The following is a 17787-nucleotide window of genomic DNA, read 5'->3' as shown; positions in this document are numbered from 1 at the left end:
CGGCACAGGTTAACGTTGGCATAAAATCCGGTCGCGCGACGGATATTTCTCTACCCTTGTCAGCCGGCGAGGGCGGCGGCGAGCCCGGCCTCGTCGGCGCGGGCGGTGCGGTAGCGCAGCACGGTCATCGCCGCCCAGCGCTGCGCCGCCGGCGCCGCGGTGCCGAAGCCGAGAACGAGCCCGCCCGGATCGCAGAGGCCAAGCAGCGGCGCCTCGGCCGCCTGGTCGATCGCGATCACCCGCGCCGCCGCGAGGATGGCGACGAGATCGGCAAGGCCGAGCGGCGTCTCGTCGATCCGCATGGTGAACGGATCGAGCCGGGCGAAGCCGTGCGCCGCCAGCAGATCGGCGAACGGCCCGGGCCGCACCAGCGCGATCCGCTCGGCATGGGGATAGGGCTCGACGGCGAAGCGCAGCGCGTCGATCGCGATCCGCATCAGCCGCGAGGCGCCGGCGTCGCGCGCAGGGCCGAGCGTCGCGATCACCCCGGCGAAGGTGAACGGATGGTCGAACGGCAGATGCGCCTCGGCGAGGCCGAGCATGTCGAGCGCGCAGCGCTGCGCCGCCGTCGGGGTCGGGCCGGCGAGATCCAGCCCGCCCGATACGCGCCGGCCGATCAGCGCGCAGGCCAGGGCCGGCCCGAGAAACCGGCCGAGCGGCACCGCCGCCCCGGCTTCCAGCGCGACCACCCGCGCCGTCGAGGCGCCGAGCGACGGCTGCGCGGCCACCGGCCCGATCACCGCCCGTCCGTTGCCGTCGAACACGCCGAACGGCTGGGGGAAGATCGTCGCATCCCTGAATTCACTGGTCGTCAACGCCCCCTGCGGCGCATGCGCGAGGGGCAGCGAGCGTGTCGCGGTGCTGGTCATGGCGCGCCGAACACCCGGTCGAGCGTCGCGGCGAAGGCGTTGGGATCGACCGCGTAGCCGAACCCCCCGCCCGGGGCCATACCCGGCTCGCCATCCGCCACGCCGAAGAAGACATGCCAGTGCAGGTCGAGCAGGTGGCAGGCGGCGCGGGCGCGTCCATCGGGCAGGCGATCGGACTGGATTTCCAGCACCCGGGTCTCGGGCTCGCAGAAGCCGAGATTGGCGAGGCCCGCGCCGGTTTCGCCGATCACGGCCGTGGCGCCGGCGAAGAGCTGCGCCTGCGCCCCGGCCGAGAGCATCGCGGGATCGACGATGCTGAAGCCGAACTGCCCGGCCACCGCCTCGACACGCTCGCGCTCGCGCATCACCCGCCGGTTGCCGGCACCGCGACGCAGCATCACCCGGCGCGGCCCGTCCACCGCCGGCAGCACGGCGCGGATCCGGTCGAAGATCGTGCGCGCCAGCGGGTTGGGCGCGCGCGAAGTCCAGGCATTCAGGTCGGTGGTCACGATCTTGCGGAACCGCGTCGGCCGGCGCAGCGCGAGATAGGCATCGCCCAGGCCGAGCAGGTCGAGGATCTCCTTCTGCCAGGTCGCCAGCGGCGGGCCGGCGAGACCGATGCCAGGGCCAAGCGTTTCATGATGCAGCAGCGCGCCGCAGAGCCCCTCGAACAGGAAGCAGCCATAACTGGACGACCTGGCGCCGCCGACCGGCACGATGGTCGAGGCAATGCCCGGGACCGGCCGCAACAGCCGCCAGGTATCGGGTTCGGCCTCGGTGAAATCAGGGTCCACCGCCGAAAGCCGCCCCTGCTTCACGGCCGGGCTGTCGAGCGCGGTGTCGAGCAGGCCGCGCGACGGGCTCGCCACCGCCATCGAGCGCGGCGCGAGAATGGCGTCGTTCAGCACGATGCTGGACAGGCCCCGGAGCCGGATCTGGGGCGGCGCCCTGGACGGCGCGTCCACAGGGGCCGGCGTTTCGGCGCCGAACACCGTCCGCCCGCGAACCAGCCCATCCGGCGGCAGGGCGATCTCGTGGTCCGGCGCATGGCGGAACACGACCTCGGGCCCATCCGGCTCGCGCACCGCCGCACGGAACCGGGCGAAGGGCGCAACCACCGGCAGATCGGCGAAGGAGAGCCTGCCAAACAAGATGTGAGATGTCGTGTCGTCGTGATTCATTTGCAGGCGAGAATGATCTGGCTCGCCGCGCAGGACAAGCCTCCCGCCAAGGTTGCGGACAACAAAAAAAGTGGGCGACCTTGCGGCCGCCCGGAAGACTGCCCCGGTCCTGCGGAACCGGGAGGCTTGCCGGCCGCGTTCAGCCGGCGGCGATGACCTCGAGCGTGGCGCCGCTGGCAAGTGCGGCGGCGAGATCAGCCGGGCTCGCGCCGGCAACGCAGATCTCGCCGGGCCGCTCGGCCGTGGCCGCGCCGTTGAGGCTGAGGGTGAGGTGGCCAAGCTCGATCGTCTTTTCCCACGCCTTGTCGCCGATCGCGGTGATCGCGAGGCGCTGCGCGCCGATCCGCACCGTGGCACCGATGCCCGGCGGCGTCGGCAACTCGATTTCGGGCGTGTGCAGCACCGACACCTCGGCGAGTTCCGCCGGCACCCCGGCGCGGAAGAAGATCAGCACCCCGCCTTCGAGAAGATCGGGCACTTCGGGGCCGATATCGCCGATCCGGCTGCGGTAGAGTACGGTCATCGTCGATCCTCAATACATGCCGAAGCTGGCGACCCAGGCGATCAGCACCGCGATCGGGCCGGTGATCTGCCGACTGAGCAGCACCGCCGGGACACCCACCTGCACCGTCTTCGGATCGGCCTCGCCGAGCGACAGGCCGACGGGGACGAAATCGCAGCCGACCTGCGTGTCGTAGGCGAAGAGCGCCGGCAGGGCGAATTGCGGGCCGATATTGCCGGCGGCGATCTGGGTGCCGACGAGCACGCCGATCACCTGCGCGATCACCGCCCCCGGGCCGAGCACCGGCGAGAGGAACGGCAATCCGCAGATCACCGAGAGCGCGAGCAGGCCGGGCAGGCTGCCGGCGAGCGGGGTGAGCAGATGCGCGATCACCTTGCCGAGCCCGGTCGCGTTGATGATGCCGACCAGCATGGTGACGAAGGCGATGAAGGGCAGGATGTTGCGCACCACCTGGTCGATCGACTTGCGGCCGGAGGCGAACAGGATGCCGACCACCATGCCCATGAAGCGGCCGATCCGGGCGATGAAGCCGGTGAAGCCGCCGGTATCGCCGGTCTGGGCGGCGCGGGCGGCGCTCATCTCGAACGGGCTCATCTGCGCCGCCTGCTGGCGCGCCGGCGCCGGGGCGGCGGCGGGGGATGCGCCATCGAGCGGATGCAGCGAGCGCGGGGTGACGCCGGAGACATAGATGTCCTCGGTGATGAACTGCGCGAGCGGGCCGGACTGGCCGACCGGGGTGAGGTTTATCGTGGGCAGGCGCTTGCGCGGATAGACCCCGCAGCGCGCGGTGCCGCCGCAATCGATGACGACCGCGGCGATCTCGGATTCAGGCGGCGCCATGCGGAACCCGTCGACCGCCTCGCCGCCGGTCAGCCGGGCGAGCTCGCGCGCGACCTCGGGAATGCCGCCGCCGGTGATGGCGACGATCTTGTTGCGCTCGGGACTGGCGGTGATCACCAGCGGGCCGCCCCAGCCGCCGGGCCCGGCCTCGACGCGGACGGAAGCGTATTCGGATCTGTTCGACATGTGCTTGTCCTCCCGTCCGGCTCAGCCGAGTTCGATGCCCTGGCGGCGCGCCAGGAAGAGGGTGATGCGTTCGGTCACGACGCCGCGGATCAGGATCACCAGCAGCCCGACCAGGAAATACCGCACCGCGAGTTCGCCGACCGGCAGATGCAGCTTCTGGATGCCCGCGAGCGCGCCGTAATAGACGAACAGCTCGCCGGCATTCGCGTTGGGGAACAGTGCTGTGATCGGGTGGCAGTAGGACACCGCCGAGTCGTAGAAGGCGGGCTTGTGCTTCTCCTCGAGGAACACGCCGAACGTGTAGGCCATCGGGTTGGTCAGGAAGAGCAGCGAGAGCAGCGGCAGCAACGTGTAGCGGGTGACGGCGTAGCGGCCGGCGAAGCGGGCGAAATTGTGGATCCGGTCCTCGCCGACCAGTGCTGTCAGCGCGTAGAAGGCGGTGAGCAGCACCACCAGCGTCGGGATGATGCCGGTGACATAGGCGACGAAAACCTTCCCGCCAGCCTGGAACAGGCCGATGAACCAGCTCGCTGCGGCGGTGATGGGGGTCAGGACATGCATGGACTTCCTCGTTTGTTGCTGAATGTCCGGGCGAGCCGTGCCGGCCCGCCGGTGCCTTACGCGGCGGCAGGCAGGGCGAGGCCGGGTTCGGCGGGGAGCGCGGCGCGGGCACGGGCGCGGGCGACCTGCTCGGCGGCGCGGCTTGCGGCGAGGCGGAAGCCGTTGCCGGCGCGGCCGGCCGGCGCATCCGCCGCGAGATCGGCAAGGCGCCGGCCGGCGGCGCGCTCCAGCGGACGGAAGCGGGCAAAGATCGAGCGCCCTTCCATCATCCGCACCTCGCGCACCACGTCGTCGGGCCCGACCACGACGATCAGGATCAGCCCCTTGCCGAGCCGCGACCGGGCATTGCCGACGCCGATCGCACCATCGGCCCAGCGACCGATGATCTCGCCCATCACCTTCTGGTAGTGTTTCATCTGCCACGCCGTGCCGGCGATCTGCAGCAGCCAGACGACCGCGAACACCGCGATCAGACCGGTCCAGGACGGCACACCCAGGCCGTGGAACGGATTCGTCATGACAGCATCCTCACGACTCTTCTCCCTGTATCGCCGCCGTTCCGCCCGCCCGGCGGGCGGGGGTCGTTCGGCGTGTTGGTTGGTGCGGAGCCGGCCGGTGGCGACGGCACCCGACAGGCGATACGAACATTTGTTTATTTTTAAGTCAAGAAGTTTATTAACTCATTCATGAATTTGCGCTCCATGCGACGAGGAACGCGCAAAAATTGGCTAATTTGCGCATAAATGGCGGATTTTCTGGCATCGGGAGTGCCGTTTTGCAGCGCAACATCATGAGCACCGAAACTTTTTTCCACTTTGGATGATAGATGTATTGATTTCTGTCCGCGGCGTTGGATAAAAGTTTGGGTGCGGGGCCATGATCCGCGTGAAGCGGATCGCCGTCCCGGCAATGCCGATGCATGCGCCGGCGCAAAAGGAGGATCACAATGACACTTGTCCAGGAGCTTGCCGCCCATGCCGATTCCGGCCGGCCGGTCCGCATCGGGCTCATCGGCTGCGGCGAGATGGGCACCGACATTGTCACCCAGGTCCGGCTGATGCCCGGACTCGAACTTGCCGTGCTGGCCGAACTGCGCATCGATGGCGCGCGGGCGGCACTCGAGATCGCCGGCGTGCCGGCCGAGCGCGTCCGCACGGTCGACAGCGTCGCCGCCGCCGAGGCCGCCATCGATGCCGGCATGATCGCACTGACCGAGCAGGCGGATATCGCCTGCACCGCCGGGCAGGTCGATGTCATCATCGATGCCACCGGTAATCCGGGCTACGGCGCAGAACTGTCGATGCGGGCGATGGATCACGGCAAGCATGTCGTGATGATGAATGTCGAGGCGGACATCACGGTGGGCGCCAGCCTCGCCGCGCACGCGGCCCAGCGCGGCGTGGTCTATTCGCTCGGCGCCGGCGACGAGCCGACGGCGCTGATGGAGATCATCCGCTTCGCCCGCAGCCTCGGCTATCCGATCGTCGCTGCCGGCAAGGGCAAGAACAACCCGCTGAATTTCGACGCCGTGCCGGAGGACTACGCGGAGGAGGCGGTGCTGCGGCACATGAACCCGCGCATGCTGGTCGAGTTCGTCGATGGCTCGAAGACGATGATCGAGATGGTGGCGGTGGCCAACGCCACCGGCCTGCTGCCGGACGTGCCGGGGATGCACGGGCCGCGCGCCGGGCTGGCCGAACTTGACCGCGCCTTCCGCCCGCGCGCCGAGGGCGGGCTGCTGAGCCGGGAGGGCGTCGTCGACTATTCGATCGGGAAGGGAGTGGCGCCGGGGGTGTTCGTCGTCATCCGCGCGCCGCATCCGCGCGTCCATGAGCGGCTGCGCGATCTCAAGATGGGCGAGGGTCCGTATTTCACCTTCTATCGCCCCTATCACCTGACCAGCCTCGAAGTGCCGCTGACCGCGGCGGCGGCGGTGCTGCGCCGGGAATCGCACATGACGCCGCTCGCCCGGCCGGTTGCCGAAGTGGCGACGCTGGCCAAGCGCGACCTTGCGCCGGGCACCACGCTCGGCAAGATCGGCGAGGCCGATTATCGCGGCTGGGCGATGACGGCGGCGGATGCGCGGGCGGCGGACGCGCTGCCGATCGGGCTTGCGGAACGCGCCGAGATCATCCGCCCGGTGCGCAAGGGCGAGATGCTGACCTATGCCAATTGCCGTCCTGACCAGGGCATGGCGATCGTCCGGCTGCGCGCGGCGCAGGACGCGGCGCAGCATGGCGCGGTGGCGGCGCACGCCGGCGCGCCAGCCTGACCGGAGCAGTAGCGGCAGCGGGAGCGAGGGCGGCCGGGCTTGCAGACATTTGTTGACTCCCTAAACTGTTATTCCGGAGTTTCAACGGCGCAGGGAGGCGCATTTGTCCGTTCACCGCGCTGAGCAGGAACCGCTCGACCTCAAGACCCGCGTCGCCTGGCTGTATTTCATGGAGGGGCTGACGCAGGATGCGGTCGCCGCCCGCGTCGGGCTGACCCGCCAGCGGGTGCTCAAGATCATCGCCACGGCGCGGCAGGACGGGACGGTGCAGGTGCGCGTCACCACCAACCTTTCCAAGTGCATCGCGCTCGAGCGGCAGATCGAGGCGCGGTTCGGGATCGGCGAGTGCATCGTCATTCCTGCGCCGGGCGAGGAGGCGGAGCTGACCGGGCTGCTGGGCAGCCGCGCCGGGGCCTATGTGTCCGACGCGCTGCGCGACGGCACCACGATCGGCCTCGGCTGGGGGCAGACGCTGCAATCGAGCCTCAGCAGCATCAGCGTGCGCGGCCTGCGCGGGGTGACGGTGGTCTCGCTGCTCGGCGGGCTGACGCGGGCGAGCGGGGTCAATCCTTCTGAATTCGCCTGGCGGTTCGCCGACCTGATCGGCGCGGAGAGCTTTCTGCTTAGCGCGCCGGCGGTGTTGCAGGACGCCGAGACGGCGGCGACGTTGCGCCGGCATCCCGGGATCGCGGAAGTGTTCGAGCGGACGCGGATGCTGGACATGGCGCTGGTCAGCGTCGGCGATGTCGCGCCGAATTCGACGCTGATCCGCTATGGCATGGTCGATCGCGACATGCTGACCGAGGTGACCCGCGCCGGCGCCGTGGCCGACATGCTCTGCCAGTTCATCGACGCCAACGGGCAATTGCTCGACCACGAGCTGAACCGGCGGATCATGGCCGCCGATGCCGCGAGCCTCGCGCGGACGCCGAAACTCATCCTGGTCTCCGGCGGCTGGCAGAAGGTGCCGGCCCTGCTCGCCGCCGTCCGGCTGCTGCACCCGGCGGTGCTGATCACCGACGAGACCGCCGCCGAGGGCATGCTCATGAGCCCGGCCGCCGCGAACGACCGCGCCCCCGCCTGACATCGGCGCTTCGCGCCGCCACACCGCACGACATCGTTCCCGCAGGACCACCCCGCGCCCGCCCCGCACCCGCCATGCGGGATGGCGCGCGGGGCGGCGCGCGCGTTCCCCGATCAGATAAATGTGACAGACGGTTTTTATTGACAAATATCATATTGCTTGGATATTTGTTTCAAGCCAATGCCGACAACGTCGAGGCGCAGAGGAAAACGGAGCCCCCATGGATCAGCCGATCGCCGACACCCTGACCCAAGCCGCGCCACCCGACGCGGCGCGCCAGCGCGAGGCGCTGCGGCGGATGTTGCTGATCCGCCGCTTCGAGGAGGCGGCGGAGGAAGCCTATATGCGCGGCGCAATCCACGGCACGATGCATCTCTCGATCGGCCAGGAAGCCAGCGCGGTCGGCGCCTGCCTCGATCTCGACGCCCGCGACTACATCACCTCGACGCATCGCGGCCACGGCCACTGCATCGCCAAGGGCGCTGACGTCGCAAGGATGTTTGCCGAATTCTTCGGCCGCGAGACCGGCTATTGCCGCGGCCGCGGCGGCTCCATGCATATTGCCGATATCGAGGGCGGCAATCTCGGCGCCAACGGCATCGTCGGCGGCGGCCTGCCGATCGCGACGGGTGCGGCCCTCGCCATCCGCCAGCAGCGTCGCGGTGCTGTAGTGATGTGCTTCTTCGGCGATGGCGCGGTGAACGAGGGCGCCTTCCACGAGGCCCTGAACATGGCCGGCCTCTGGAAGCTGCCCGTGATATTTGTTTGCGAAAACAACAAATATGGCATGTCGGTCTCGACCAAACGCTCGATGGCGGTGCCGCAGGTGGCCGAGCGGGCGCGGGCCTATGGGATGCCGGGCGTACGGGTCGACGGCAACGACCTGTTCGCGGTTCACCGCGCGGCGGGAGCGGCGATCGCCCGCGCGCGGGACGGCCACGGGCCCAGCCTGATCGAGTCGGAAACCTATCGGTTGCGCGGCCATTCGCGCAGCGACCGCAACCGCTACCGCACCAAGGAGGAGATCGAGCACTGGCGCGGGCTCGACCCGATCCAGCGGCTTGAGCGGGCGATGCTCGATGCCGGTGTGCTGGATGCGGCCGGCATCGCCGCGTTGCGCGAGGGCGTCGAGGCGGAGATCGCCGCCGCGATCGCCTTTGCCGAGGGCAGTCCCGCGCCGGACCCGCGCGAGGTGACGCGCGATGTCTATGCCGGGGGGATCGCGGCATGAACGCCATCGTCAGCCTCGATGCCGCACCGGAGGCGGCGGCGCGGCGCGAGATCAGCTATGCCGATGCGATCTACGAGGCGCTGCGCAGCGCGCTGGAGGCCGATCCGCGCGTCTTCCTGCTCGGCGAGGATATCGGCGTGTATGGCGGCGCGTTCCAGGTGACGCGGGATCTTGTGCATCTCTTTGGCGAGGACCGGGTGATCGACACGCCGATCGCCGAGCTTGGCGCCGCCGGCATCGCCGTGGGCGCGGCCCTGGCCGGCAGCCGGCCGGTGCTGGAATTCCAGTTCTCGGATTTCGCCACGCTGGCGATGGAGCAGATCGTCAACCAGGCCGCCAAGCTGCGCTACATGCTCGGCGGCAATGCCTCGGTTCCGCTGGTCATCCGCATGCCGGCGGGCGCGGGAACCGGCGCCGCCGCACAGCACAGCCAGAGCCTCGAAGCCTGGTTCGCGCATGTGCCGGGGCTGAAAGTGGTGCAGCCCGCCACCCCGCACGACGCCAAGGGGCTGCTGCTCGCCGCGATCGACGATCCCGATCCGGTGGTGATCTTCGAGCACAAGCTGCTCTACAAGATGGCCGGCCCGGTCCCTTCCGAGGCCTATCGCGTGCCGATCGGCAAGGCGGTGATCCGCCGTCCCGGGCGGGATCTGACCATCGTCGCCACCGGGCTGATGGTGCATCGCGCGCTGGAGGCGGCGGAACGCCTCGCCGGGCGGGGGCATGAGGCCGAGGTGATCGACCTGCGCTCGCTCCGCCCGCTCGACACCGCGACGCTGATCGACAGCGTGACCCGGACGACGCGGCTGCTCTGCGTCCATGAATCGGTGAAGATGCTGGGGATCGGCGCCGAGATCAGTGCTGCCATCGCCGAGAGCGCGGCGTTCGACCGGCTGGACGCGCCGATCCGCCGGCTTGGCGGCGCCGATTGCCCGATCCCCTACGCGCCCGGCCTCGAACGCGCCGCGGTGCCGCAGGTCGAGGACATCGAGGCAGCCGCCGCCCGGCTGATCGAGCGCGGAGAATAGCCATGGCCGTCGAGATCATCCTGCCGCGTGTCGACATGGACATGCAGGCCGGGCGGATCGCCCGCTGGCTCGTGCAGGAGGGCGAGGCGGTGACGCCCGGCGCGCCGCTGTTCGAGATCGAGACCAGCAAGGCGGCGATGGAAATCGAGGCAACCGCCGGGGGAATCCTGCACATCGTCGCCGGGCCGGAGGGAGGGGAGATCGCGGTGGGCAGCGTGGTCGCCTATCTGCTCGCCCCCGGCGAGGCGGCACCCGCGGCGGCACCTGCCGCAAGCGCGGGACCGGATTCCGCGCCGGCACCGGTGCCGCCGGCCGCGCCCCTGCCAGCGCCGATATCCGCACCCGTTGCGGCAGATGACGCGGCACTGCTGCGGGCAACGCCGCTGGCGCGGCGGCTCGCCCGCAGCGAGGGGATGGACCTCGCCGCCATCGCCGGCTCCGGGCCGCGCGGACGGATCACCCGGCTCGATGTCGCCCGCCACACGCGGGATGCAGCGTCCCGGGCGGCGCGGCCGGCCGCAACGGCGCGCGCGGGCCTGCTGCCGGTGCGGCGGGCCGGCGGGCGGGATGGCGGACGGGATGTTACGCCGGTGGTGTTCCTGCACGGTTTCGCCTCCGAGGCGCTGGCCTGGAACGGGCTGATCGCGGCCCTCGCCCAGCGCGCCGGCGCGGCCTGTCCGCCGCTGCTGGCCCTCGACCTGCCCGGCCACGGCGCGGCACCCGACAGCGGGGAGGCATCCTTCGAGGCGCTGGCCGAGGCCGCGATCGCCGGGCTGCGAGCGGAGGGCATCGGCGCCGCGCATCTGGTCGGCCATTCGCTCGGCGGCGCGCTGGCGGCGCGGATCGCCCTCGATGGGCGGATCGACGCGGCCTCGCTGGTGCTGCTGGCCCCGGCCGGGCTCGGCGCCGAGATCGACACCGCAGCACTTGACGGGATCCTGCGCGCCCGCGCGCCGGACAGCCTGCGTCCCTGGATGGAGCGTCTGTTCGCAGACCCCGCCCGCGCCGATGCCGCGCTGTTGCGCGCGACGCTGGAGGGCGGCGAAGCGCCAGAGCGCTGCGACTTCCGCCGGCGCCTCGCTGCGGCGTGCTTTCCCGACGGCACGCAATCGGCCCGGCTGCGCTGGCAGGGCGGCGCCATCGCCACCCCGGCGCGGATCGTCTGGGGGCGGCAGGACCGGATCATTCCCTGGCGGCACGCGCTCGCGGCGCCGGGGCGCTTCGCCCTGCACCTGCTTGATGACTGCGGCCACATGCCGCAGATTGAGGCGACCGGCGCGGTTGCCGACATCCTGGCCGAGACCCTGCGCGGCGCGCAGGGGCGGCTGCCGAGCCACCCGGACCGCGCGGAGGTTGCATGTTGAGCGACGATCATCTGACCCTCGAACGCCGCGTCATCGTCCGCATCCGCGACGGGCTGCACGCGCGGCCGGCGGCGCAGTTCGTCAAGCGGGCGCGGGGCTATGCGGCGGAGCTCTGGCTCGACCATGGCGGCAAGAGCGCGAGCGCCAAGAACGCGGTGAAGCTGATGCTGCTCGCGGTGAAGGAAAACGCCGAGATCGTGCTGCGCGCCGAGGGCGCCGATGCCGCGGCGGCGCTCGAGGAGTTGACGCGGTTTCTCGAAACCGAGGACGAGGGCACTTCATCGCCGCTCGCGCCCCCGGCCGCGCATGACACCGCATCGCCCGGTGCTGCGGGCAGCGCGGCCGCACCGCTGGCGCCGGCAGCGCGGCGCGGCACCGGTGCCAGCCCCGGCGTGGCGCTCGGCCCGGCCTTCCGGTATTTTCCCGAGACGCTGGAGCCGCCACATCACCATGTGCCGGAAGCCGCGCGCCCCGCCGAGGCGGCGCGGTATGACGCAGCGGTGGCGCGGGCGGCAGCTTCACTCGGGCAGTGCACCGCCCTCGCACCGGAAAGCGACGATGCGCAGATCGGCGGGATTGCCGCGGCGCTGGTCGAAATCGTGCGCGACGCCGATCTCGATGCCGCCATCCGGCTGCGGATCGCCGAGGGGATGGACGCGGTGACCGCCGTGCTAGATGCCGGCGGCGAGCTTGCCGCCACCTTCGCCGGCCTCAGCGACGCCTACATGCAGGCCCGCGCCGAGGATGTGCTGAGCGTCTCGCGCGCCATCGCCCTTGCCTGTCTCGGCCGCCAGGACCCCTCGATCGCGACGATCGCGGAAGGCGCCATCATCATCGCCGACGAACTGACCGCCTGGGATCTTGCGCGCGCGCCCGGCGCGCGGATCGGCGGCATCGTCTGCACGCGCGGCGCCGCCACCGCCCATGCCGCGATCATCGCCCGCACCCGGGGGATTCCGGCCGTATTCGGCATTGCCGGGCTGGAACAGGTGGCGGACGGCACGATGATCGGGCTGGATGGCAGCTGCGGGGACGTGGTGATCGACCCCGACGCGGCGACGCTTTCGGCGCTGCGGGCGCGGGCGCGCGGGGAAAGCGCCGCGCGGGATGCGCTTGCCCGGTTCCGCGACGTCGCGCCGCGCACCCGCGCGGGCGAGGCGATCGTGATCGCCGCCAATCTCGGCTCGGTCGGCGAAATCGGGGTGGCGCGGCAGGAAGGCGCGATGGGGATCGGGCTGTTCCGCACCGAGCTTCTGTTCATCGAGGCGCGCCGCCCGCTGGGCGAGGACGAGCAGGTGGCGGCCTATGCGCGCCTCGCGACCGCGTTTCCGGGCCATCACGTCACGATCCGCACCCTCGATGTCGGCGGCGACAAGCCGGTGCCGGGGATCGACATTCCGGCCGAGGACAACCCGTTCCTCGGCTGGCGCGGCCTGCGCTACTGCCTCGACCGGCCAGAGCTGTTCGGGGTGCAGCTGCGCGCCCTGCTGCGCGCCGCCGTGCATGGCAACCTGCGGATCATGCTGCCGATGGTCAGCGACCCGGACGAGCTGCGCCGCACCCGCGCCCTGATCGAGACCTGCCGGGCGGCACTCGCCGCCGCCGGCATTCCGCACGCGGTGCCTCCGCTCGGCATCATGATCGAGACCCCGGCGGCGGCGCTGCTGGCCGACAGCCTGGCCGCCGAGGTCGCGTTCTTCTCGATCGGCACCAACGACCTCACCCAATACATCATGGCCGCCGACCGGATGAACCCGCGCGTGTCGGGGCTGAACCGGCCGGATCATCCGGCGGTGATGCGGGCGATCGAGATGGTGGCGGCGGCAGGCCAGCGGGCGGGGATTCCGGTGTGCATGTGCGGCGAGGCGGCGGCGCGGCCCGATCTCATTCCGCGATTCGTGCAGCTCGGCCTGACCGAGCTGAGCATGACCCCGGCCGCGGTGCTGCGGGCAAAGGAGGTTGTGACGCTGATCTGAGGGTGCGGGCCATCTCGGCACCGCACGCCGCCTGTGATATGCCGGTCAATGTTCAAGTCGATGGATGGCTATGGCGATGAACCTGCCCTTTCAGCCCGATCCCCTGCCGTTGCGCGAAGGCCTGCGGCGCCTGCGGCACGTCGTCCGGCGCGGGGGAGAGACGGCGCGGGAAGTGGCCGGCGGCGCGATGGGCGGCGGCGAGATGTGCATCGCTTCCCGGCTGGCGACCGCGGTGATCGCGGAGATGGAGCGGATCGCCGAGGAGTTCGACCGGATGGCCTCGCGCGCGGCGCGCCAGGCCTTCGGCCATGAAGAGGACCTGACCACCACGCTCGACGAGTTGCACGGCAATGCGCCGATCGGCCCCTCGCTCGCCTCGACGCTGTATACCGCGCTCAGCCTCGTGCTGAAGCATATCGGCTCGGACACGCTGTTCGTCAGCGAGCTTGCCGCGCGCGAGGCGGTGAAGCGCTGGCAGGTGCTGCCCGGGCGGCGCCAGGCCAGCGGCGGGCAACTCGCGGCGGGGCTGGCGATGCAGCTGGTCGACCGGCAGGTGATCCGCGGCGCGCATGTCGATCCGCGCTGCGTCGTCGCCGCACCGGCGGTGCGACCGGTGACGATCTTCGCGGTGATGCTCTGGCTGCTGGTCGCACGCAGCCCGGAGGAGAGCGAGGCGGCGCTGATCTCGGCCGCCGACATCGCCGCCGCCATCGCCGAACGCGTCGCCTTCGTCTTTGCCGAGCGGGACGAGACCGGGCTGGTCGCGCTGCTCGAGAAGTATCGCAACAATGTCTGACGAGCCGGTCTTCTCGCGGGCGGACCTGCCGCCCACCAACGAGCCGCTGCGCGTCGCCGCCCGCCGGCTGCGCTGGTTCAGGGCCGCCTTCGCCCGGGTGGTCGGCCGCGTCGGCGAGGAGCTTGGCTGCGCCTTCGAGATCGACGACAGCAAGCTGACCCAGATCTTCATCCGCTGGCTGGAGGCGCTCGACCGGCAGCGGCCGGTGCCGAAGGAAGAACGGGCGGCGTTTCTCGAATTCGCCTCCTCGCTCGCCTTCCGCGAACTGGTCTCCGACCTGCCGATCCGCACCAGCGGCAGCCCGATGCGGGCGCGGCGCGAGATGCCCGGCGGGTTCTGGCCGGAAGCCTATGCCTGCATGATCTTCTGCCTCACCGTCCATTCGGCGACGCTGGAACAGGAATATCATGTCGCCACCACAATCGATCCGGGGGTCGGGGATCTGCGTTCGTGGTGGTCGTTCCGCGAGAACGCGCAGGAGGATCACGCCTTCTCCGCCGGGTTTTTCCAGAAGCTGCTCGGCCACGAGCCCAACTGGTTCGTGCCCGAACAGTTCCGCTACCGGGTCGGCCGCTGGCTGCTGGAGCCGGAGGCGGACGAGACGCGGGCCTAGAGCATCATCCGATCGGATGGACTCATCTGAGCGGATAAAGATGCTCTGGTTATCAACAATATAGAGCATCATCCGATCGGATGGAATCATCTGACAGGATGATCGCAGGGTGCGCAGCGCACCCGGCCGGCGAAGGAGGATGCAAGCCGTGAGCAGCGAGAGTTTCGATTACGTGGTGGTGGGCGCGGGGTCTGCCGGTGCGGTGATCGCCAACCGGCTGAGTGCCGATCCGCAGGTTCGCGTCTGCCTGCTGGAAGCCGGGAAGCCGGACCATTCGCGCATGATCGACATCCCGCTCGGCATTGTCGGCCTGCTGCGGTTCAAGACCTATAATTGGTATTACCATACGGCGCCGCAGGCGGAACTGAACAACCGGCGGCTATATTGGCCGCGCGGCAAGACGCTCGGCGGATCATCCTCGATCAATGCGATGATCTACATGCGCGGCCATCCGGAGGATTATGACGAGTGGCGCGATCTCGGCGCGCCGGGCTGGGGGTGGGAGGATGTGTTCCCGCTCTTCCGGGCGATGGAGCGCAACGAGCGCGGGGCGGATGCGTTCCACGGCGATGCGGGGGAGCTGAATGTCGCCGATCTCGGCAACCCGAACCCGCTCGGGGCGGCGTTCATCCGCGCCGGCGTCGAGGCCGGGCTGCCGGCCAACCCGGATTTCAACGGCGCGGCGCAGGAAGGCGTCGGTCCCTATCAGGTGACGCAGAAGCAGGGCCGGCGGTTTTCCGCCGCCCGCGCGTTTCTCGACGGGATACGCCAGCGGGCGAACCTGCGGATCGAGACCGGCGCGCATGTCGCGCGGGTGTTGCTCGAAGGAAAACGGGCCGTGGGCGTCGAGGTGCGGATCGGCGGGACGATGCGGCGGATCGCGGCGCGGCGGGAGGTGATCCTGTGCGGCGGGGCGATCAACTCGCCGCAACTGCTGCAGCTCTCGGGCATCGGCCCGCGGGAGGTGCTGGCGCGAGCCGGGGTGGAGCTTGTGCATGAGCTTCCCGGCGTCGGCGCCAATCTGCAGGACCATCTCGACGTCTCGGTGATCGTGCCCGACCGGAGCGGCAATTCCATCGGGGTGGCGGGCAACACCCTGCCGCGCGCGATTGCGGCGTTCTTCGAATATCGCCGCAATGGGAGCGGGATGTTCCAGTCCAACGCGGCGGAGGCGGGCGGCTTCGCGCGGCTGACGCCGGAATCGCGGCGGCCGGAAATCCAGTTCCATTTCCTGCCGACGATCCTGCGCGACCATGGGCGCAAGCCGGTCTGGGGGCATGGGATGACGCTGCATTGCTGCCAGTTGCGGCCCAAGAGCCGCGGCAGCATCACGCTGCGCTCCGCCGATCCGTTCGCCGAGCCGGTGATCGATCCCGCCTATCTCAGCCATCCGGACGATCTCGGCGAGCTGCTCGCGGGGCTGAAGCTCGGCCGGCGGATCATGGCGAGCCCAGCGATCGCTTCCCTCAGCGGCGGGCGGGAGATCGATCCGGGGCCGGCGCGACAGGACGATGCGGCGCTGATCGATTTCATTCGCGCCGGGGCGGAAACCATCTATCATCCGGTGGGCACCTGCCGGATGGGCCAGGACGGGATGGCCGTGGTCGATGACCGGTTGCGTGTGCGCGGGATCGACGGTCTGCGGGTGGCCGATGCCTCGATCATGCCGCGGCTGATCGGCGGCAACACCAGCGCGCCCTGCATGGTGATCGGCGAGAAGGCGGCGGGGTTCATCCGCGCCGCGCGCAACGCGCCGCCGGCGGCGACGGGCTGAGGCAACCGCAGCGAGGAGAGTAGGGATGGACGTGATCGGGACGACGATATCGGGCGGGATCGCGGGGCTGGAGGCGATCTTCGCCGGCCAGCGGGCGCGGGCGCTCGCGCTGCGCGGATCGGATGCGGCGGCGCGGATCGGCAAGCTGCGGGCGCTGGAGGCAGCGGTGCAGGCCTGGCGCCCAAGGCTTTACGCCGCCTTGCAGGACGATCTCGGCAAGCCCGAAACGGAGGCGGACCTCTCGGAGATCCTGCCGGTGCTCGCGGAACTCCGCCATGCGCGGCGGCATCTGAAAGCGTGGATGACGCCGCAGCGCGCGGCGCCGACGCTGGCCACCCTCGGCACGCGGGCGCGCATCCGCCACGAGCCGCGCGGCGTGTGCCTGATCATCTCGCCGTGGAACTATCCGGTGAACCTCGCCCTCGGCCCGCTGGCCTCGGCGATCGCGGCGGGGAATACCGCGATCGTGAAACCCTCGGAGATGGCGCCGGCGACCTCCGCGGCACTTGCCGGGATGCTCGCCGAGGCCTTCCCGCCCGAGGAGGTTTCCGTGGTCGAGGGGGATGCGGCGGTGGCGACCGCGCTGCTCGACCTGCCGTTCGACCATATCTTCTTCACCGGCAGCCCGGCGATCGGCAAGGTGGTGATGGCGGCGGCGGCGCGGCATCTGAGCTCGGTGACGCTGGAGCTTGGCGGCAAGTCTCCGGTGATCGTCGATGAAGGGGCGGACCTGGCGCGGGCGGCGAAGGCGATCGCCTGGGGCAAGTTCACCAATTGCGGGCAGACCTGCATCGCGCCGGATCATCTTCATGTCCACGAGGCGGTGCATGACGAGCTGGTGCGCCGGGTGCGGGCGGAGACGGCGCGGATGTATGGCGCGCCGCCCGGCGCGGATTACGGACGGATCATCAACGAGCGGCATTTCGACCGCATCCTCCGCCTGCTCGACGATGCGCGCGGCCGGGGTGCTACGATCGAGGGCGCGACTGTCGAGGGCGGGGCGGCGGACCGGGCGCGGCGGCTGATCGCGCCGGCCTTCGTTTCCGGTGCGCCGCGGGAGTCTGCGGTGATGCAGGAGGAAATCTTCGGCCCGGTGCTGCCGGTGATCCCGTTCCGCGACATCGCCGGGCCGATCGCGGCGATCAACGCGGCGCCGAAGCCGCTCGCGCTCTACATCTTCGCGCGCGACCAGCGCGTGATCGATCGGGTGATCGGCGAGACATCATCGGGCGGGGTGGGCATCAACACCACCATGCTGCACTTCATGCACGGCAACCTGCCCTTCGGCGGGGTGAACAATTCGGGGATCGGCAACGCGCACGGGATTTACGGCTTCCGCGCCTTCAGCCACGAGCGCGCGGTGCTGCGCGATGTCGCCTCGGCAACGCCGATGCTGTTCCCGCCCTATACGAAGCGGGTGCGGATGATGGTGAAAGCGGTGCTGCGGCTGGTCTAGAGCACGTTCTGATCCTGATGGATCGGATGTCGT

At 70.3% G+C, this 17787-nt stretch carries 17 protein-coding genes; 10 read left to right on the top strand and 7 right to left on the bottom strand.

Going from position 1 to position 17787, the window contains the following annotated elements:
- Window positions 1-59: 59 nt before the first annotated feature.
- The 7 genes from HUW10_RS12630 to HUW10_RS12600 form a co-directional block, all read right to left on the bottom strand.
- Window positions 60-869: a hypothetical protein gene (locus HUW10_RS12630; protein ID WP_174503832.1), complete on the bottom strand. Its 810-nt coding sequence runs from the start codon at window positions 867-869 to the stop codon at window positions 60-62.
- Window positions 866-2020: a DUF563 domain-containing protein gene (locus HUW10_RS12625; RefSeq protein ID WP_174503831.1), complete on the bottom strand. Its 1155-nt coding sequence runs from the start codon at window positions 2018-2020 to the stop codon at window positions 866-868. Before HUW10_RS12625 ends, HUW10_RS12630 begins: the two co-directional genes overlap by 4 nt.
- Before the next feature lie 169 nt (window positions 2021-2189).
- Entirely contained in the window at window positions 2190-2573 is a 384-nt protein-coding gene (locus HUW10_RS12620) for a PTS glucitol/sorbitol transporter subunit IIA (protein ID WP_174503830.1), read from the bottom strand.
- Window positions 2574-2582: 9 nt separating this feature from the next.
- Complete coding sequence (locus HUW10_RS12615) at window positions 2583-3599, bottom strand: PTS glucitol/sorbitol transporter subunit IIB (RefSeq protein WP_174503829.1); 1017 nt, start codon at window positions 3597-3599, stop codon at window positions 2583-2585.
- Window positions 3600-3620: 21 nt separating this feature from the next.
- On the bottom strand, window positions 3621-4160 hold the full coding sequence (locus HUW10_RS12610; RefSeq protein WP_174503828.1) for a PTS glucitol/sorbitol transporter subunit IIC: 540 nt from the start codon (window positions 4158-4160) through the stop codon (window positions 3621-3623).
- Between the two features lie 56 nt (window positions 4161-4216).
- Window positions 4217-4678 carry a transcriptional regulator GutM gene (locus tag HUW10_RS12605; protein ID WP_174503827.1) on the bottom strand — a complete coding sequence of 154 codons (462 nt, stop codon included), beginning with the start codon at window positions 4676-4678 and terminating at the stop codon, window positions 4217-4219.
- Window positions 4679-4818: 140 nt separating this feature from the next.
- Window positions 4819-5136 (bottom strand): hypothetical protein, encoded by a 318-nt coding sequence (locus HUW10_RS12600; protein ID WP_174503826.1) that lies wholly within the window; start codon window positions 5134-5136, stop codon window positions 4819-4821.
- On the opposite strand from HUW10_RS12600, the gene HUW10_RS12595 reads away from it, so the two are divergent.
- The 10 genes from HUW10_RS12595 (at window position 5107) to HUW10_RS12550 (ending at window position 17754) form a co-directional block, all read left to right on the top strand.
- The gene (locus HUW10_RS12595) at window positions 5107-6432 is read left to right on the top strand and encodes an NAD(P)H-dependent oxidoreductase (protein WP_174503825.1); all 1326 of its coding nucleotides are present in this window, start codon (window positions 5107-5109) and stop codon (window positions 6430-6432) included. The two genes, HUW10_RS12600 and HUW10_RS12595, sit on opposite strands and share 30 nt — an antisense overlap.
- Before the next feature lie 103 nt (window positions 6433-6535).
- On the top strand, window positions 6536-7516 hold the full coding sequence (locus HUW10_RS12590; protein WP_174503824.1) for a sugar-binding transcriptional regulator: 981 nt from the start codon (window positions 6536-6538) through the stop codon (window positions 7514-7516).
- Window positions 7517-7736: 220 nt separating this feature from the next.
- Entirely contained in the window at window positions 7737-8747 is a 1011-nt protein-coding gene (locus HUW10_RS12585; protein ID WP_174503823.1) for a thiamine pyrophosphate-dependent dehydrogenase E1 component subunit alpha, read from the top strand.
- On the top strand, window positions 8744-9775 hold the full coding sequence (locus HUW10_RS12580) for an alpha-ketoacid dehydrogenase subunit beta (RefSeq protein WP_174503822.1): 1032 nt from the start codon (window positions 8744-8746) through the stop codon (window positions 9773-9775). The genes HUW10_RS12585 and HUW10_RS12580 overlap by 4 nt, the downstream gene beginning before the upstream one ends.
- A 2-nt stretch (window positions 9776-9777) precedes the next feature.
- Window positions 9778-11139, top strand: a complete 1362-nt coding sequence (locus tag HUW10_RS12575) for an acetoin dehydrogenase dihydrolipoyllysine-residue acetyltransferase subunit (protein ID WP_174503821.1) — start codon at window positions 9778-9780, stop codon at window positions 11137-11139.
- Window positions 11136-13115, top strand: a complete 1980-nt coding sequence (gene ptsP / locus HUW10_RS12570; RefSeq protein ID WP_217425398.1) for a phosphoenolpyruvate--protein phosphotransferase — start codon at window positions 11136-11138, stop codon at window positions 13113-13115. Before HUW10_RS12575 ends, ptsP begins: the two co-directional genes overlap by 4 nt.
- A gap of 76 nt (window positions 13116-13191) precedes the next feature.
- Entirely contained in the window at window positions 13192-13911 is a 720-nt protein-coding gene (locus HUW10_RS12565) for a hypothetical protein (protein ID WP_174503819.1), read from the top strand.
- Entirely contained in the window at window positions 13904-14524 is a 621-nt protein-coding gene (locus HUW10_RS12560) for a hypothetical protein (protein ID WP_174503818.1), read from the top strand. The genes HUW10_RS12565 and HUW10_RS12560 overlap by 8 nt, the downstream gene beginning before the upstream one ends.
- Window positions 14525-14672: 148 nt before the next feature.
- Window positions 14673-16298 (top strand): GMC family oxidoreductase, encoded by a 1626-nt coding sequence (locus HUW10_RS12555; protein ID WP_174503817.1) that lies wholly within the window; start codon window positions 14673-14675, stop codon window positions 16296-16298.
- 25 nt (window positions 16299-16323) lie between these two features.
- Window positions 16324-17754 carry an aldehyde dehydrogenase family protein gene (locus HUW10_RS12550; protein ID WP_174503816.1) on the top strand — a complete coding sequence of 477 codons (1431 nt, stop codon included), beginning with the start codon at window positions 16324-16326 and terminating at the stop codon, window positions 17752-17754.
- The last annotated feature ends 33 nt before the right edge of the window (window positions 17755-17787 follow it).

It is taken from the genome of Acidiphilium sp. C61 (assembly GCF_905116885.1).
GTDB lineage: Bacteria > Pseudomonadota > Alphaproteobacteria > Acetobacterales > Acetobacteraceae > Acidiphilium.
The sequence above is the reverse complement of the archived record's forward strand: the minus strand, read 5'-3'. Positions and strand labels throughout refer to the sequence as shown.